Raw genomic sequence first — 16,788 nt, forward strand, 5'->3', positions numbered from 1 at the left:
CGAGCGACTCGAACCACATACCGTCACATCGGAAGAAGGGAGATTCGAGTACTTCCAGCGCCGGGAATGTCAATGTGAGACGGTCGAAGGGGAGACCCCGGAAATGGTTCGTGTTCACTGGAGGCCGTTCTACGAATGCTCTGACTGCGGAGAGAGACAGAAGATCGATCACCTCCAGGATTGTCCGGACTGTGGCTCGCCGATGGTTCTCGATGATTCTATGGAGGTACACGTCTGTACCGATCCAACCTGTGACCGAGAAGTGACAGCAGAAACCGCGAAGGATCCGACATGCCACTCCTGTAACTCCTCTGCTCTGGAACCCCTCGTGGACGATAGTGTCCAGTACTGTACTGAATGCGGTGCGGTCGATGAAGGCGGTGACGGTCAAGGGTGTCCTAGGGAGGAATGCCACGGTGAACTCACACCGAAGCGCCTCCTCGGTTGGACGTGTAAGGATCCAGGATGCGACGAGGTGTACTTCAACCGCCCCCCGAGGACGTGTGGCGGCTCATGCAATAATCGTCGGTTCGTGCGGACTGGATTGTTCGATATTCGGATGGTGGAGGAATGCCTGTCTTGCGAACGCGAATTCCTGCCTCACGGCCGGAAGGAATGTGACTGCGATGATCCCGAATTCCGGCAACGTGCGAGGGGATACGGGAGTTTCCGGATTGTTGACGAAGACGGTCGGATCCGTGAAGCGAGCCAGTATCCGGGGGGATCGCCCTGTTATCACGCAGATCAGCGTGAGACGTACTCTAAGAGTGACCGGTACGATTCGATGCTCAGAGGCCCAGCAAATGCGGCGGTGACATCCGGTCGGTATCTGCTCCGAGAGCTAGCGGATAGGGGCGACCCAACCACGTTTTCCGAGTCGAAGATGCTCTCGTTCGCTGACAGTCAGTCTGACATGAAAGAGCTGGAGCGAAACTTCCGAGAACCGGAAGAGTCGTTCTTCTTCGACCAACTGTTCGTCGAGTGCGTCGAAACTGAGGCAGATGCGTCGGGATGGGCGACGCTTTCCGAAATCGTGGACCTCGGTGTGACTGAAGCACAACAGTACGAGGACGAACTTACCGGTGAGACGGATAATCCTCCGCAAGCGTTCGAGGATCTCACCAGTTACGGGCAGTCAGTTCAAGAGTATCTGAAAGAGGAAATCCGGTCACGGATTCTTCCGGGTAAGTACAGCGAACGATATCGAACGTCTCAACTGCCTGATGAAGGGATCGTTGATGTCAGGTTCACCCGGGATGTGGACGAATTATCTCAGGGAGAACGAGAGCTTCTAGCAACGAGTGTTGAGCAGAATCACCGGTATGAACCCAGTCTGATCGATGAAGTAGAAAACGGTCACGAGCACTTGGACTCACTAATCGCTCAGGGATACCTGCGACGAGTCGAGGACGACGGAAGTCGTTATGTGATGCTGGAAGAGGACGTGATCGAATGCGCAGTCGTCGGCGAAGAGACGCCTATTTTCTATGCTCCGAATGAGGAGAACTTCATCACGACGCTCAAGACAGAGCTGAAGGACGGAGGAGGCGGACTCGTGGAGTTTACTGCAACACCCGAGGACCGTGCGTCGTTCTCGCACCCTCACTTCAACCTGACTGCCCAGCAGATCACGACGTCGGATCCGATGATGCTTCTCGCAAGAGCATATTACGGAGAAACCGACCGAGAAGAACGCCGCGAGTTGGAGTATCAATTCCGGCAGGGAAGGTACCCTCACTTCCTTTCTTCCGGACCAGCCATGGAACTCGGCGTCGACATCGGGGATCTCAACACGTTGCTCCTGTACGGAACTCCGCCGAATGCGAACTCCTACTTACAACGGATCGGGCGCGCAGGGCGAGAATCGGGCAACTCACTCGTTCATTCAGTGAGTCAGCGAAATCCGATCGACTACTACTACCACGAACATCCAGAGGAACTGATCGCTTCCGACCCTCAACAGGTTCCCCTGAACGAGGTGAACCTCGAAGTCCTTCACCAGTCGCTTACGTGGGCCATCTTGGACTGGATTGCCACGACACGATGGATCCCGTGGCGTATGGACCAGAGTGGGCTAGACGAGTTGGTGGTATATCGAGATGAATCGTCGGATCGGTCCGAACCACGACCGAACGACATACTCCGATTTACGGAAATCCTTTCGTCGTCTAACTTCCAGCTCCAAAGCCAGGGCGAAGACGCACCACTCGAAGCACTCCGAACCGTGATTGATGAGAATACCGATGAGGTCCAGAAGTGGCTACGGGACCTGATCGCCTTCGGCGTCTGTACCGACTGTGGACGGAAGCACACAGACGGATACAACGGAGAATGTCAGCGAGACGGCTGTGACGGTACAGTCGAGTCTATCCTCGACAAACATTCGAACCTCGCTGAGGGAGTGCTATCGGGAGCTGACGATCGTCTAGGGTTCGAGGAGGCGATCATCGATCTGTACAACGATCAGTGGAGCGACATCGACGGTGATTTGGAAGACATCGATGATGAGCTCTCCGACGTCCGTCGTGAGGAGCGACGGACCCGAGACCGAGACGAAAAGTTAGAGTTGCGCGAACGGAAGAATCAGCTCCGGAGGCGCGCAGATCAGTTGGATGACTACCTTCGTCGACTCGAAGACATGGACTTCGGACAATATCTCAACCGAGAAAGTCCCGCTGCTTTCGGTCTTCGCTCGGTCGGGGACTCGGTTGAGGTCGTGGAGTAGATTAGAATATACGCCTCTATTACTGTGTCAACAGATACCGAGATAGTTCGACCAAGAGCGCGTACTGGTCTAGCTTTGCTCTGACTACCACTGTTTTCCGGTTTTCATTATACTCAATCAGGCCCTTGCTCTCAAGCCTCGGAAGATGAGTTTGGATCAGCGCGTTGTATGCCGACTCGTAATCGTCTGTATCGATGAATCGAGGTGATGTCCCGAGCTCGATCGCTCTGATGACACGGGCGAGATGACGGACTTCAATCGCAGATTCCCGGTCCAACAGGGACAGGTATCCGATCAGTAACATCCGGCGTTGATTCCCGAGAAATCCGAGTGTATCCGCGACTGTCGAGTGATCGGTTCCGCTAGTCTCCATTTTGGACCACCCCCGAAGCCGGATGTGGATTCTGATCTACGTCCCAACCGTCGAACTTTTGCGACTTGTTCTTAGTAGTGTACATGCTGTCGACTCCAGACAGCGCGGGTTCGGTGTCTCCAGCACCGGGCCCATTTCGGAGCCACCACGCGTCGACCATGGTTACTGGAACTACCTACTTAATTGCACGTAAAATGGCCGAGGTCGATCTACTGGACTTCAACACAGTTACGCTCTAGTGGCATCGTGCACGCACTACGTCGGTCGGGTTTTCTAGTTCTATGGGGAACATATATTATGATTCCGTAGCAACAATCACGGGTGTCGGAACCGTCAACGGATAGATATTTGGAGACCATTCAGCCGGATTGGGATGATCTCCCATTAGCCTGTGAGCTCTTGGAGTTGCAGCGTCGAGAATCCACAGACAGACTCCGCGAAGTAGCATTATCACGGGGATCTGTTAATGGTGTTAAAATTCAGCATGTTCTCAATTTACTAGACAAACTTTCTTTCCTCAATAATGGCGAATTAACGGACCGAGGTCGAGTATTGGCCGACTCTTATGGGAGGTCAATACGGACTCTACAACCCGGTACAAAGTTTACTATCGGATTGAAGTCATCGCTCTCAGATACTGAACAGCTTCTCCTCTGGATGGTTATTTATCAGGAACACACCTTGCCGATGAAAGCAACTCTCCACCAAGTATCTACTGAGAGGGTTACCACAGCACAAGATCTTGCGACTGCCAAAGGATTGAGAGACAGAATCGGTCACCTCTATCCGACAGTAAATAGCGACCAATCGTGGATACCACGGGCGAAGGTCCATTACTTATGGCTGAAAAATCTCGGTTTGGCAAGGATTCAGGCCGGGAAGTACGTCCTATCACCGGCCGGTGAAGGTGTCTTTGAGAGGGTAAGAGGAGAATGTCCAGACGAGTGGGACGACACAGGAGGTGAAGTCGAAATCACCTTGACTGACTTCGCGCACTGAATCGACTTCAGACTCGGCTGACCATCCTCATCGACGGAGAAAGAGATATTCATAAGGTGGGACGAGAGTAGGATAAGACGGTGACTCTAACTCGTGAAGTTCTATGTGCCTGAGTGGGACGACGCCGTCGACGCTCACTATGATTTCGAGCACGATGAATTCTCTACTCTAAACCGACAGGAGCGAGAAATCGACTACATTTGGGACATATTTGATAGGTCTACCACGCCGATCGACGGTGTACTCATCTCGCGTGAGCAGGTAGAGTCAACCAGCCGGAAGGCTGATAGACTCACCCGCTACGGGGTTTACGATGACCCGGTACTCTCCGTACCAGAGTGGTTGCCGACAATCAGCGACTGTGGTGCCTGGGGATACAAATCGCTCCCCTTCCCTCCGTACGGGAACGAGGACATGTTGGACTTTTACGAAGCCCTGGACGTATCAGTGGGAGTCACGATCGACCACCTCGTCCTTGGGTCGGGAAAAGACAAGGGGCGTCTGTATCTCGACGAGCGTGCTTTCAGCGACGAGTTTGAACGAGACGATCTCCCCGAGGCGATTACCGACGTCGTCGATGTCATGATCGACGAGTGGCCCGATGACTGGCCCATTTACGTCGACGAATACGAACCATCGATCCGAACTGAAGATATCAGCGAAGTAACCCCGTTCGATCCGGAGATGTTTCGCGGAGACGTTGATACCGTTCTCGAAAAACTGAATGATGACCCGAGAGCGGTCTACCGAGAGCACGATGCGGAATTCCGATTTGACCTCACTCTCCGAAACGCCCGTGAGATGTACGTCCAATATCAGGACGGGGACTACTCGTTCAGACTGATGGTAGCCATTCAAGGGTGGAATCCCCAGTCTTACCGAGAAGCAACCGAAGAGGTTCTGGATTTCGGGTACGACTATCTCGGTATCGGAGGAGTCGCGGGCAGCCCTATCCACGAAGTCAGAAAGATCGTTAAAAGCGTCGGCAAGACTATCAAGCAGTTCGAACGAGCGAATAACACCCGTATCGACTCACACGTATTCGGGTTTGCAAAAACTGACGGGTTCGACGCGATCGGTCGGTCCGGGATAACGACCTTCGATAGTGCCAGCATGCTCCGTTCGGCATGGACGGGAGGAGATAACTATCAGCTGGACAGCCACGAGCGCTACGACGCAATTCGAGTACGCTATCCTTCTAATGGCGACAGTATTGAAGAGGCAGTCGAGAAATCGCTTCGCGGACGCGAAACACTGGTCGCACTCCGTGCTTACGCGGCTAATGAGCCCATAGCGGAACGGATCCGAAATTGGCACAATAAAGCCGAAGACGTTCTATCGAACACGAGGGCGTATCTTCGGAACAACCGTCATGATGATCGGTACGATCAGGATCTGCTCAGTGAGGTGGAGGAGGCTTTCCGTTCTGATTTCCGGGACGCCCGCGAACTACAAGCTAGTTTCAGCGACCGGCTTCGTGGAAAGCTTGTTAAATTACTCCGCGAGGATGATCCCGAAGATCCAATTCCATTCGATAATTACGATGAGTTACTCAGGGCCGCCGAAACCCAGTTTTCTGACTTCCCCCGAGTACCTGGGATACTCACCGACGCAAAGCATGACACAGCATACGACCGAGTTTGGGTCGTTGTTCGTGACTACGCAATGTGGGTCGGCGACGAGAGTTTGCTAGAGGAATATCAGGAGACGCTCAAAAACAGGCCATGGGAGAAGTGCGATTGTGCCATCTGTGAGGAATACGGTATCGAGATTTCTATTTTCCGTGGTAACGACCGGAATCGGCGTCGTGGCTTCCATAATACGCGGCGGTTCTACGATCAGTTCACACAAGAACTGCCGAAAATCATGGTCGCAACGCGCGGAACGGCAAGCTTCGGTGGGAGCGAGAGGGTCGAAGACTACCTCCGTAGCCATCACCGCGATTTCTGGAGTCTTAGCCATGATCTCCCCGTCGCCGAGATCGGGGTGTTACACGCTGGCGGGGTTCAGGAGTGGTGGAATGACACGCCTACCCGAGTCTCGTTCGCGCCAGATCGGATTGCTGAAAATCTCGGACGGCAGATGGAGCGGTACCAGCATCTGTTTCTCATGACACCAAACGGTGAAGTTGACTCGGACATCGCTAAGTCGGTTGCCGAGAACGACTGTGAACTCCACTTATATGACGATCCGGAAGAGTTACGCGAAGCCGTGCTCACGGCTTGTGGTCGGGATTACGTCGTCGGCGACGACTTCGTCCCGCACTCACCTGAAATAGATCTCAACGATGACTTGGATATCCTAGTAATTGACCAATGCTCCGGATCAAAGGAGTACCCCGAAGGATCCCCAATATTTGGCGAAAGTGAAACCCTCGCGTACGGCCGTGATGAGTTGCTAAACCGCGATAACGTTCCCGCAATTGCAGCGAAGGATCTGTACACGGGCCGCCAGCAGAGATTCGTGAAAGAGGCGGTACGTCGGATGAGATATCAGGGGCACGATGTCAACAGATACTTCATTAGTGCTGGATTCGGGCTTGTCAACGAAGATGAGCTCCTGCCGCCCTACGAAGCGACTTTTGGATCAATGAATGTCAGCACGATACGAGAGCGGTCGGATCAGTTGCGTATCCAAGAGGATTTAACTCAGGTTCTGAATCAGGCGGAGTACGACATCGTGTTCTTCACCCTCGGAAGTGACTACTACACTAGTATCAACATCGATGAGATGGTTCAGGAGGTTCCCGCTGACCGTATTGGTGTTGTTTTCAACAGGGAGCTGGTTGATGAGCAATTCGAGAACATCGTTTCGGTCCCGGCACGCACGGAGGATGCGAAGAAACATGGGAAGATCGTTGTGGGACTCAAGGGGTACTATCTGCAGAATTTCGCTAAGCGACTCCACGAAGTCGATGTACTAGAACCTGAAACAGTCGAAGCATTGTGCCGTCGTGTCTGTGAGAATCCGGACCAAGCCGAATTCGAGAAGTTTGAGCGACCATAACACGCGTAAAAGGGATATCCTACTTCATTTCTTCCAAAATAGTATCACCTCTATTAGGTAATTATCTAAGTATGATGCCGCTCAAACCGAGCGGGAGGGATGTTGTACAGACAACGCCAACTCGACTTGCCGCACGGGGCTTTAGAGACCCCCGTCCTCTTCCCCGTTCGGAATATCGGTAAGCGGTCGAGCGACAACACACCATCGTACGCCGGTAATATTCCAGAATTTTCGGCAGCGATGGTCAATGCTCGTTCGATTCGAAACCGAGATCCAATGTGGAACCGTTTGACGGATAACGTGACTCTCCGAGAAGAGATGGGGGTCCCGGACGACACGATCGTGTTCGCGGACAGTGGGGGATTCGATTTCACCAACGAAGAAGTCGATACTACCCCTCGGAAAACTCTTCAGACCCAAAAGGAACTGGAGGCAGACATTTATGGAACAGTGGATGTCCCTATTTCTCGGGATAACCGAAAAGTAGAAAACCAGGATCGCATCGATCGAAGTCTCAGGTACGCGATCGAGGCGAGCGATCATCATGACAGCGACGCCCTTCTGTTCGCCAGTGTCCACGGTTACGATCCTGAAACTCTGCGAAATAGTATTCAGTACCTGGAGAAGAACGGTGATTTCGATGGGTATGCCCTCGGAAGTCTAGTCCCTATCCGAACTGATTATACAAAAGTAACAAAGTTGATACTATCAGCTAGGAAAACTACAGACAAGCATCTCCACGTATATGGACTCGGCGGACTTGTTTACCAACCTCTCCTTCTTTACCTCGGTGTCGATAGTTTCGATTCATCAGCCTTTATCCGCAGTGCAGGAAACCGAAATTACCTGATACCAGGCTTCGGAGGAGAAGAACTCCATAATATTGAGGACATGGAACGACTCCCCTGCCCCTGCCCGGTATGCGGTAATCAAACTCTCGACGAAGTTCGTGAGAACAGGGAAGCTCTCGTCAAGCACAACCTGTGGGCCCTTGCAACCGAATTACGCCGGTTCAGATACGTCGCCGAGTCTGGTCGAGAGGTTGAAGAGTATCTCGACCTCCGCTTCCAAGGAAACGAGGTAACCCAGCGGGCGTATCAGACCGCGAAGCAACAAATGAGGAGACTCACATGACCGATGAAAGGCCGACAATTCGTCCGGTAACCCTCAGCCGGCTGGTCGAACTGACACACGCTTGTGAGAACTCTGGGAAGACTACTGAAGAGTTGAAGGATGAGTTGGATGTAACCGAAAGACGTGCTCGGGAAACGATTCTGGAAGCAAATCGGATCGACCTCCTGAGGGGGCTCGGTGACGATAACTCGGGCTACGCAACAACCGAGATCGGTAAGGAATTTCTCGATGCGATCCAGAGGAAGGAGTGGGATCGAGTGAGCTCAATTCTGGCGACTCGAAGCCCTCACTACGGAGAATTTCTCGATGTTCTTGACGACGTTGACCAAGCCGATCTCGGGGATCTCTTAAAATTACTCGAAGAAAAGGAGGAATTCACTCCTTATTCATTCAATCAGACTGGGATCGAAGTCGTTGGGGACTGGGCTGAGAGGCTCGGTCGCGTACAACGAAATGCATTCACGGGGAGCTATTACTCTGTAGACCAGTCAGATATACCGGATAACTTCCATTTTGTTCTCCTTAGCGCATACGACGATCTCGAACAGACCACTGGAGTTGACCTCCGCCAGCGATACTTATCCATACCGCGACTCAGAGAAACGGTGTGTGAACGCCTCAAATGTCGGAGAGCAGATTTTGACGATGCTTTACTAGCTGTTTCGCAACAAAACGTCGGAAAGGTGGAACTTTCGGGAGCACCGTTAGATACCGCTGCGAAAGATTCCGCCCTTGGCATCAAGAGAATGGAGTTGGCCGATGACGAGGGGCTCGTAACCACTTCCCAGTCAACACAGCAGGTGATGGCTGGAGTCGAACTGTACGACAAACAGTACTACTACTTCGCAGTCCACGACCGCGACATCACGTTCGATACGGAGGCATACACATGACACAAGGATTCCAGATCAGCGATGAGGAACAGGACTACTCACAGTACGAACTTACGGAGAACCCCTTCCCATACAGTCCGGTCCCGTCAGACGACCCGGAGGTATACTGCGGTCAACAGCACGTATCAGATAAGATCAGTTCGACCGTCTCAAGCGTTCTATCGACGGGAAAATCGAAGCACCTGGTAGTCACAGGGAAGTACGGAAACGGGAAGTCTCACACCTTGAAATACACGCGTTCGTTGCTGCGTGATCGGGATGATGTCGTAGTCGGCTACGTTGCGCAACCTGGGGAAGGATTCCTCGATATCTATCACGAGTTCGTGTATGATCTCGGCTTCAACCGAATTCAGGAGTTAGCCTACGAGTTCCTGGCGGCAGTCACTCGTGATACAACTGAATCGAATCCCATGGGTCCTTCAACGATGCGTTCGCTCATCGACGAGGGTGAGGTCCTTCTCTCCGACATCGTACCTGAGGCGATCCGACGTTTGAGCGATGTCACGAAGTTCGCTGACTTCGCTCGCGCGATCGTACACATGGTTTACGAAGATACGAACCTCTACGCCTGGCAGTGGCTGACCGCTGAAGGTATCAGGTATGAACAGCGGAAAGAGATGGAGATTCATAGTGCACTCGATGACGACACAATGGGCGTGAGGGCCTTTACAGCGTTCAAGAACATGCTTCTTGACCTCGGTTATACAGGAGTGTTTGTGTTCGTGGATGAGTTTGAGAGTATAGCTCGACTTTCGCCAAAAAACGAACAGGCCACGCTCAACAGCATTCGGCATCTGATGGATCAAAACAGTTCAGGGCTATCCATGCTGTTCGGTTGTGCCCCAGAGGTCTGGCAGGATGTAATGAGCGAATACCATGCCTTTAGTGAACGCGTGGGCGAAGAAGTCGCATTACGGCCTCTGACAGAGGAACACATGATCGACTTGGTTTCGAATTATCTTGACCGCGCACGTACCGAAACGCGAGATAGAGGTGTCACAGACCCGTTTACACGCGAATCATTAAACGTAATTCTTCAGCGTTCTCAGGGGAATGTCCGACAGGCACTTTCGATTTGTAGTCGGGTTCTAGACCGCGCAGCAGATACAGATCGAATAGAGATTACGAGCGAGTTTATTCAGGAATCTATCTAAAATTGAGGCAGCCTTAGCATGATGGTTGAAATCGAGTAATCACCCGTAATTCACCAGAGATGCGACTGAAAGCATGATCGGAATAGGATAAGCGATGTCGTCCATATCTGAGTGAGCAAGCGAGAACTAGCATCAATAAATTGGATTTTCTTGGCTCTTTTGAAATCCTATTCCTCAGATAGATTCTCACGTGAAACAGCCAGTAGATGAGATATGCACAGTTATCAGGGGAATCAAACCCAGACAACCACTCAAAACGGCGACTTCGTGCTTCGGGGCAATCTTAATCAAAACCCCGGAATGAAAGGAGCTGAGTAATAAATCGTGGTTAGAAATTCCGCAACCAATAGGATAGGATTTGTAGACTGAACCCAGTAAAGAGGATTAACGCAGCATACGGGTACACTTTATCACGTGTTAACGTCGTAATTCGATCCGAAATCCAAGATTGAACTTCGTCAGGGTACGCAACAGTCACTTGGTGGACATTAATCCCGTCTGCATATATCTCGCCACGAGGCCAAAAGCGGAATTCTTCGATTTCTACGCGATCGTGCTCCATTTCTGGATTCGATATCGTCCTACGATCACGGGTGATTGCTGTGAGTTCTTTGAAACCGTCGTCTCCTTGCTCTATAAACGGTCTGTGGCTATTGAAATTATCATCAGTTTTTGCTGCTTCTATTTTATTCTTCGAGGCAATCAAGCCCGGCCAAAGGAACGCTTGGATTGGCCCGAACTCAGATAAAACGAGTGCAAGAGCCCCAATTGCGTCTAGCAATAACCCAAGAAACATAATCCATTGTAGGAAGGTCTGCCAGTTTTTACAATTATACAGTCCGATAAGAGCCGTTACAACAAAGAATATCACTCCCCAAAAAACCAAATCAACAGCATCAGTTCGAGCCATTGTTGGGATAAGAATTTGAGTAAACCCCACCTGAAAGCGACGATACAAGAATCATCTATACTGACCGATTTTCGGGCAGGTTCTCGGATGTGAGTCTCTAATTCTCTGTATTCTCGGCCAATACGTGTCGGTGCTAAGAGTATCTACTACTCGTCAGCTTCGTCTTGGGTCACCTTAGCGCACTGACTACAGAAAGTTAGGCCCTCCCCGTTAGCTGCCTCAGGCACGAATACGGTTGCCAGCGCTCCGAAGGGAACGTTACTCCCGCTGTGAATCAACGAACAGGTCGGGTCTTCGTGATAAATTCTCTCGCTATCTTCGGGCAGTTCATATGTACAGATGAAGTACCGCTTGTGATTCACTTGCGCAGATCCGATCTCTAATTCTGCATCCTCAAAATCCATATCCGATATAACAACGATTAAGATGAAATATCTGTTCCTGCTAAGTCCCTAACGGTCACGGCGTTTGTACCAGTTGCTAAGGTTCCAACAGAGCCATTTTCTTGTGAGGCTGATCTTCTTCCTAAATAATCATTTGACTGATTCGATTTATGCAAAGCTGTCCGAATCGTCCCTGCTACCTATCGTTCGAATCTGTCGTTCATGATCTCATCTGCTTTGTTTTCAGGAATATTGCGAGCAGAAATCTCATGGAGTCTTGTACACTTTTCTCCCGGACAACCAAGTAATCCGTCTGGCTGGATCTCCTCTGTCTCCTCGTCGTAGAGCCACTTGATTGTCCAACCACAGTCGGGGCATTTGTAACTGAATTCTATTGGCATCTGTATCTGATCAGCAGTGGTTGCTGTCTAAGGGCAAGCCGGGAATTGAACCCGGAATTCGTTCTCAAAGGGAAGACAGGGTGTTCCTTACAGAGCACCCACCACGATGCCCTCTCTACCACAAGGGAACACCACGATATCCTGGGTCAACTACCAGGGAGTGGTTTTGAGACGAATCCATTCTATGCTTGCCTGCCGTTTCGGAGGCAATCTGTAGTACCAGTTTTAGTCACTTATACCTTTGCTATTCGCAAAGCTATTTACAAATCTATATATAATTGTTTTAGCAAAAATAATCCGACAGTTATTAGCAAAGCGGTAGGCATAGCCAAAATTGTGCCGCTTAGCCCTGATGCTGTCGATGAGCTCGATTCCGCCATTTTGGACTACTTCCTCGAAGGCCGACCCACAGAACCCTGGGGCAAGGCGACCCCGACCGAAGTCTATCGAGCCCTCGATGACCGCGGAATTCTCACAGATCTGGGCGATCCGGTTCGTCAGACGGTTCAGAATAGAATTCAACGACTCGCACTCGCCGGTCATTTAGAGAATAAGTACGACTCCGGAAGCTATGAGTTCGTTTCTGATCCGCGCGACAGTGAGAACTGAATAACTCCCTGAGGACGCTATATGCTGCCCAAGACCGCTTCGAATCCTTCGACTCTTACTATCAGGCTCCTGCAGGCATCGGGTTCGGCAGAGATCGTTTCATACCGAACCACAGAGCTATCGTCGCGCTCGGAATTCCAGGTTTTCCCGACTTAGCGCGGATCGGATCGGTCCCGATAATATCTTCGTATACGGACGGGTTACCGATCACAGTTATTAAAATTCGTTTCCCAGAAGTGCTCAGTCAGAACTCGCACCTTGGTGTGATCGAGAGTCACAACTGAAGCGCGAGCACGTCCGTGAGTACATCCTTCGTATTGTTCGAGCTGGTGGCCCCCACCTATGGGCAGCGACGTTGTCCCTCGTGTCCGTGAGTGCTCTCCGTGCGGTCTTGTAAAACTGAATCGTCACCTATATTCTATCGATTGTCCGGAAAGACGTCCACTAGAAACTAACTTTTATATGGCTAAGAAATATTCTTCAGATATGCCTAGAAGCATATCAAAGGAAGACTCACTATCAGCAAATCCGTCTGAGGTGGGCCAACGAACACTTAAAATTGGAGTAGATAATCCTATACGGATTAGTTCCGGCCATCGCATTCTCCATCACGAAGGGAAGTGTTCGCGGCCACACGGCCACAATTACGAGATCACCGTCAAAGTGACCGGTGAGCTCACCGAAGAGGGCTGGGTCGTCGACAAAGGCGATGTCACAGACGTCATCGACGCGTGGGATCACCGATTCCTCGTCGAAGAAGGTGACCCGCTCGTCGACGCGTTCGAAGCGTCGGGCGACGGCGACGCCCTGGTCGTCCTCGATCACCCACCAACAGCGGAGGTGATGAGCGTGCTACTCGAACAACGAATGCTCGACGCGTTCCCGGACACCGTCTCGGACGTCTCGGTGTCAGTGAGTGAAACCGGCGAACTCTGTGCAAGCTACTGATGCCGGTTGCAAGCGATGTGGAGGAGCCCACAACGGACGCTGATGCGGCTGGTGAGGGCCTCCCGATCAACGAGGTGTTCTACTCGTTGCAGGGTGAGGGAACGCTTGCAGGCGTCCCCTCTGTCTTCGTGCGGACCTCTGGGTGTAACCTGCGGTGTTGGTTCTGCGATTCGTACCACACGTCGTGGGAGCCGACTGGAGCGTGGCGCGACGTCGACACGATCGTGGAGGAGGTCCAATCACACGATCAGGCCAACCACGTCGTGCTCACTGGCGGCGAGCCACTCATCCACGAAGAGTCGGTCGAGCTCTTGGAGCGACTCGACGCGGAAGGCTACCACACGACGGTGGAGACGAACGGGACCATCTACCGAGACGCACCGATCGACCTGGCGAGCATCAGCCCAAAGCTGGCGAGTAGTACGCCGACCACGGACCGAGACCCGAAAGGCGAGGGTGAGTGGGAAGAGAAACACGAACAGAACCGGATCGATATGGATGCGCTCTCCCGCATGGTCGATACGTACGACACGCAACTCAAGTTCGTCGTGACGGATGAGACAGATCTTCCGGAGATAACCGACCTCATCGATCGTGTGCGGACGGCGACGACAACGATCGTGGCAGACGACGACGTGTTGTTGATGCCGGAAGGCATGACGCGTGAGCAACTCGACGGAACGCGAAGTCAAGTGGCAGAGTTAGCGATGGAATACGGCTACCGGTACACACCCCGACTCCACGTTGATCTGTGGAACGACGCCCCAGGAACATGAACGTCGCTCTACCTGGTTCGGTCAGTAGAGTGTGGTGTGAACGTGATGAACAGGACGGCAACCAACTCGATACAACGGAGAACACATGAGCAACAAAAGCGCAGTCATTCTGGTGTCTGGCGGGATGGATAGTGCGACAGCCGTATACGAGGCGATGGAGCAGGGGTACGAACCGTACTTCCTCCACACCTCATACGGGCAACGCACCGAAGATAAAGAGTACGAGTGCGCACAGGCGCTTGCTGATGAAGTCGATGCGGCGGACTTCCTTCACATCGAAACGGGGCACCTCGCACAGATTGGGGCGTCGAGCCTAACCGACGAGGAGATGGACGTCGCTGACGCGGATTTGGAGAGCGACGAGATCCCGACGTCGTACGTCCCCTTCCGGAACGCGAATCTGCTGTCGATGGCGACATCGTACGCAGAGGCGACTGAATCGGAGGCGTTGTTCATTGGGGCGCACTCTGAGGACTTCTCCGGATATCCGGACTGCCGGCCCGCCTTTTTCGACGCCTTCCAACAGGTGATCGACGTCGGGACGAAACCGGAGACAGAGATTGAGTTAAAAGCGCCATTCGTCGAGTGGTCGAAAACGGATATCGCCGAGCGTGGGTTAGAGCTCGGTGTGCCGTATGAGATGACGTGGTCGTGCTACCGGGACGAGGAGCCGGCATGTGGGACGTGTGATGCGTGTGCGTTCCGTCTTGAAGCGTTCCGAGATGCTGGGTCACGCGACCCGATTGCGTACGCTGAGCGGCCGGAGTTTTCGTAGGCTCACACTATGGACACTTGCGAGTTAGACCCGTGGGAACGAGATTGACGACATTACCACACTTGCGTTCGCCTCAAACCCTTCGGGTATGGTTCCTCGTCCTCTTCTCGCAACCTACGGGAAAAGGCCCAAACCCAACGGAGATTCCCTCCCCACCGGTTCTTAAGCAAGGTATATACGATAAAGCGTCAACACATTTCACGTCTCAATGCCGGTTCTCGATGACCTGTCCGGGTTCGAGTTCGAGGACGTGATGGAGGACGTATTCCGGAATCTCGGGTACGAGAATGTTCGGCAGGCCGAGCGGATGGCCGACGAGGGGCGGGACATCCTGATGGAAGAGGTCGTGGACGGGACGCGTCGCGGGGTGGTCGTCGAGTGTAAGCACACGGACACGGTCGGTCGGCCGGTCGTCCAGAAACTGCACTCGGCGATTGCGACGTTCGAGTTCGACGGGCCGAAACGCGGGATGGTGGCGACGACCGGCCGGTTCACCGGCCCGGCGATCGAATACGCCGAGCGCCTCCGAGGAAACGGCGACCCGTACCCGATCGAGTTGCTCGACGGTGAGGATATTCGTGAGATTGCTGACGACATCGGGTTAGACCTGTACAACGGCCGGATCGAAATTCTGTGCGACAAGACGCTGCGGCCGTACGACCCGGAAACGGCGGTGACAGCACCCGTCACGGCGGCGTTCCGCGACATCGACAATATCGATTCGGCAGATCTTCCCCACCCGTACTCGGAAGTCACGTTTCGTCCGGTCGTCGCCGTGACGGCGGACACGAACGCCGTCTTCGAGACATCGGTCGGCGTCATTCACCGGATCAACGATAGATCCCGATTCGTCGTCCACGCGGAACGCGGCCAACCCCGCAGTGCGTCGAGTGACGTGTCGAGTCTCGTGGTGGAGAACCTGCACGCGACAGTTGACCTCGACGTAGACCGATTCGAGGACGCGTTCGATACGGTCGAGACGCGACGGTTCGGGCAGACACAGACCGAATACAAGGAGTGGGCGGTCGAACGGCTCCGCGATCACCACACGACGACCATCTCCTACACGGGCGATAACAACGTCACGTACACCAAAACCTGCGAACCGAAACGCTCCGACGTTTCCGTCCAATCGGTCGAACCAGTGTACCTGCCGCTGGTCCGGCACACGACCGAAATACAGGAATACTCGTATCCGTACAAGTATTTCGCGGCCGGGCCGTCACGCGTGACCACCGAAGACGGCATCCATCAGTGCGTCCACTGCGACACGACCGGTACCGACAACACGTACACGTTCTGTGCGAACTGCGGGAGCATCAACTGTAACTCGCACATCAAAACCGAGCGGTTGGAAGGGACCCCGGTCTGTACCGGGTGCGCAGTGACCGAGCGCTTCGCGTTCAAAACGAAGTACTTCTACGACGAACAGAATCGAGACGCGTTCCGAGACGAGTACGACGCGATGCCATTCTACGAGAAAGCCATGGAGAACACGCCGCTCGCCGTCGGCATACTCGTACTCGGTGTACTCGTACTACTCGGGCTTTTCATTAGTGTCGGCGTGCTCTGACGGCGTTTCGACTCGTCCCGCCGTTCGCGGTGTTCAATCTCACCGGGTAGGACTGACGGTCATCAAAGAGATGATAGGTCGGCGGGCGAACCGCGGTGATCGTCGTGCCGACTGTCAACGACTCTGGAG

At 53.0% G+C, this 16,788-nt stretch carries 13 protein-coding genes; 10 read left to right on the forward strand and 3 right to left on the reverse strand.

Going from position 1 to position 16,788, the window contains the following annotated elements; all coding sequences use genetic code 11:
• On the reverse strand, positions 1-415 hold a 415-nt coding region (locus OKW78_RS05165), incomplete at its 3' end, for a hypothetical protein (RefSeq protein ID WP_281194157.1).
• Positions 416-913: 498 nt separating this feature from the next.
• On the opposite strand from OKW78_RS05165, the gene OKW78_RS05170 reads away from it, so the two are divergent.
• Complete coding sequence (locus OKW78_RS05170) at positions 914-2,725, forward strand: helicase-related protein (RefSeq protein ID WP_281194158.1); 1,812 nt, start codon at positions 914-916, stop codon at positions 2,723-2,725.
• Between the two features lie 19 nt (positions 2,726-2,744).
• Here the strand turns inward: OKW78_RS05170 and OKW78_RS05175 are convergent, their stop codons facing one another.
• On the reverse strand, positions 2,745-3,098 hold the full coding sequence (locus OKW78_RS05175; protein ID WP_281194159.1) for a hypothetical protein: 354 nt from the start codon (positions 3,096-3,098) through the stop codon (positions 2,745-2,747).
• 321 nt (positions 3,099-3,419) lie between these two features.
• Here OKW78_RS05175 and OKW78_RS05180 point away from each other — a divergent pair, with 321 nt between their 5' ends.
• From OKW78_RS05180 to OKW78_RS05200, 5 genes are all read left to right on the forward strand, one after another.
• Complete coding sequence (locus OKW78_RS05180) at positions 3,420-4,097, forward strand: hypothetical protein (protein WP_281194160.1); 678 nt, start codon at positions 3,420-3,422, stop codon at positions 4,095-4,097.
• A gap of 93 nt (positions 4,098-4,190) precedes the next feature.
• Positions 4,191-7,103: a DUF6884 domain-containing protein gene (locus tag OKW78_RS05185; protein WP_281194161.1), complete on the forward strand. Its 2,913-nt coding sequence runs from the start codon at positions 4,191-4,193 to the stop codon at positions 7,101-7,103.
• 99 nt (positions 7,104-7,202) lie between these two features.
• Positions 7,203-8,237, forward strand: a complete 1,035-nt coding sequence (locus OKW78_RS05190) for a tRNA-guanine transglycosylase (RefSeq protein ID WP_281194162.1) — start codon at positions 7,203-7,205, stop codon at positions 8,235-8,237.
• Complete coding sequence (locus tag OKW78_RS05195; protein ID WP_281194163.1) at positions 8,234-9,130, forward strand: hypothetical protein; 897 nt, start codon at positions 8,234-8,236, stop codon at positions 9,128-9,130. The genes OKW78_RS05190 and OKW78_RS05195 overlap by 4 nt, the downstream gene beginning before the upstream one ends.
• Positions 9,127-10,284 carry a BREX system ATP-binding domain-containing protein gene (locus tag OKW78_RS05200; protein WP_281194164.1) on the forward strand — a complete coding sequence of 386 codons (1,158 nt, stop codon included), beginning with the start codon at positions 9,127-9,129 and terminating at the stop codon, positions 10,282-10,284. The genes OKW78_RS05195 and OKW78_RS05200 overlap by 4 nt, the downstream gene beginning before the upstream one ends.
• Before the next feature lie 328 nt (positions 10,285-10,612).
• On the opposite strand, the gene OKW78_RS05205 is transcribed toward OKW78_RS05200, so the two are convergent.
• Entirely contained in the window at positions 10,613-11,194 is a 582-nt protein-coding gene (locus tag OKW78_RS05205) for a hypothetical protein (protein WP_281194165.1), read from the reverse strand.
• A 1,879-nt stretch (positions 11,195-13,073) separates the two neighbouring features.
• Between OKW78_RS05205 and OKW78_RS05210 the strand changes: the two genes are divergently transcribed.
• The 4 genes from OKW78_RS05210 (at position 13,074) to OKW78_RS05225 (ending at position 16,659) form a co-directional block, all read left to right on the forward strand.
• Positions 13,074-13,535, forward strand: coding sequence for a 6-pyruvoyl tetrahydropterin synthase family protein (locus OKW78_RS05210; protein ID WP_281194166.1), 462 nt, complete (start codon positions 13,074-13,076; stop codon positions 13,533-13,535).
• On the forward strand, positions 13,535-14,311 hold the full coding sequence (locus tag OKW78_RS05215; RefSeq protein WP_281194167.1) for a 7-carboxy-7-deazaguanine synthase QueE: 777 nt from the start codon (positions 13,535-13,537) through the stop codon (positions 14,309-14,311). The genes OKW78_RS05210 and OKW78_RS05215 overlap by 1 nt, the downstream gene beginning before the upstream one ends.
• An 85-nt stretch (positions 14,312-14,396) precedes the next feature.
• Entirely contained in the window at positions 14,397-15,086 is a 690-nt protein-coding gene (queC, locus tag OKW78_RS05220) for a 7-cyano-7-deazaguanine synthase QueC (RefSeq protein ID WP_281194168.1), read from the forward strand.
• Between the two features lie 208 nt (positions 15,087-15,294).
• Positions 15,295-16,659 (forward strand): restriction endonuclease, encoded by a 1,365-nt coding sequence (locus tag OKW78_RS05225; RefSeq protein WP_281194169.1) that lies wholly within the window; start codon positions 15,295-15,297, stop codon positions 16,657-16,659.
• Positions 16,660-16,788: the final 129 nt, after the last annotated feature.

Origin of the sequence: Halorubrum sp. F4, assembly GCF_027257195.1 — an archaeon.
Lineage (GTDB): Archaea > Halobacteriota > Halobacteria > Halobacteriales > Haloferacaceae > Halorubrum.

Excerpts from the sequence above, each read along its gene's own strand:
- OKW78_RS05200 (WP_281194164.1), top strand. The coding sequence starts at position 9,127 with ATGACACAAGGATTCCAGATCAGCGATGAGGAACAGGACTACTCACAG.
- OKW78_RS05175 (WP_281194159.1), bottom strand. The coding sequence starts at position 3,098 with ATGGAGACTAGCGGAACCGATCACTCGACAGTCGCGGATACACTCGGA.
- OKW78_RS05170 (WP_281194158.1), top strand. The coding sequence starts at position 914 with ATGAAAGAGCTGGAGCGAAACTTCCGAGAACCGGAAGAGTCGTTCTTC.
- queC (WP_281194168.1), top strand. The coding sequence starts at position 14,397 with ATGAGCAACAAAAGCGCAGTCATTCTGGTGTCTGGCGGGATGGATAGT.
- OKW78_RS05210 (WP_281194166.1), top strand. The coding sequence starts at position 13,074 with ATGCCTAGAAGCATATCAAAGGAAGACTCACTATCAGCAAATCCGTCT.
- OKW78_RS05215 (WP_281194167.1), top strand. The coding sequence starts at position 13,535 with ATGCCGGTTGCAAGCGATGTGGAGGAGCCCACAACGGACGCTGATGCG.
- OKW78_RS05205 (WP_281194165.1), bottom strand. The coding sequence starts at position 11,194 with ATGGCTCGAACTGATGCTGTTGATTTGGTTTTTTGGGGAGTGATATTC.
- OKW78_RS05190 (WP_281194162.1), top strand. The coding sequence starts at position 7,203 with ATGTTGTACAGACAACGCCAACTCGACTTGCCGCACGGGGCTTTAGAG.
- OKW78_RS05195 (WP_281194163.1), top strand. The coding sequence starts at position 8,234 with ATGACCGATGAAAGGCCGACAATTCGTCCGGTAACCCTCAGCCGGCTG.
- OKW78_RS05225 (WP_281194169.1), top strand. The coding sequence starts at position 15,295 with ATGCCGGTTCTCGATGACCTGTCCGGGTTCGAGTTCGAGGACGTGATG.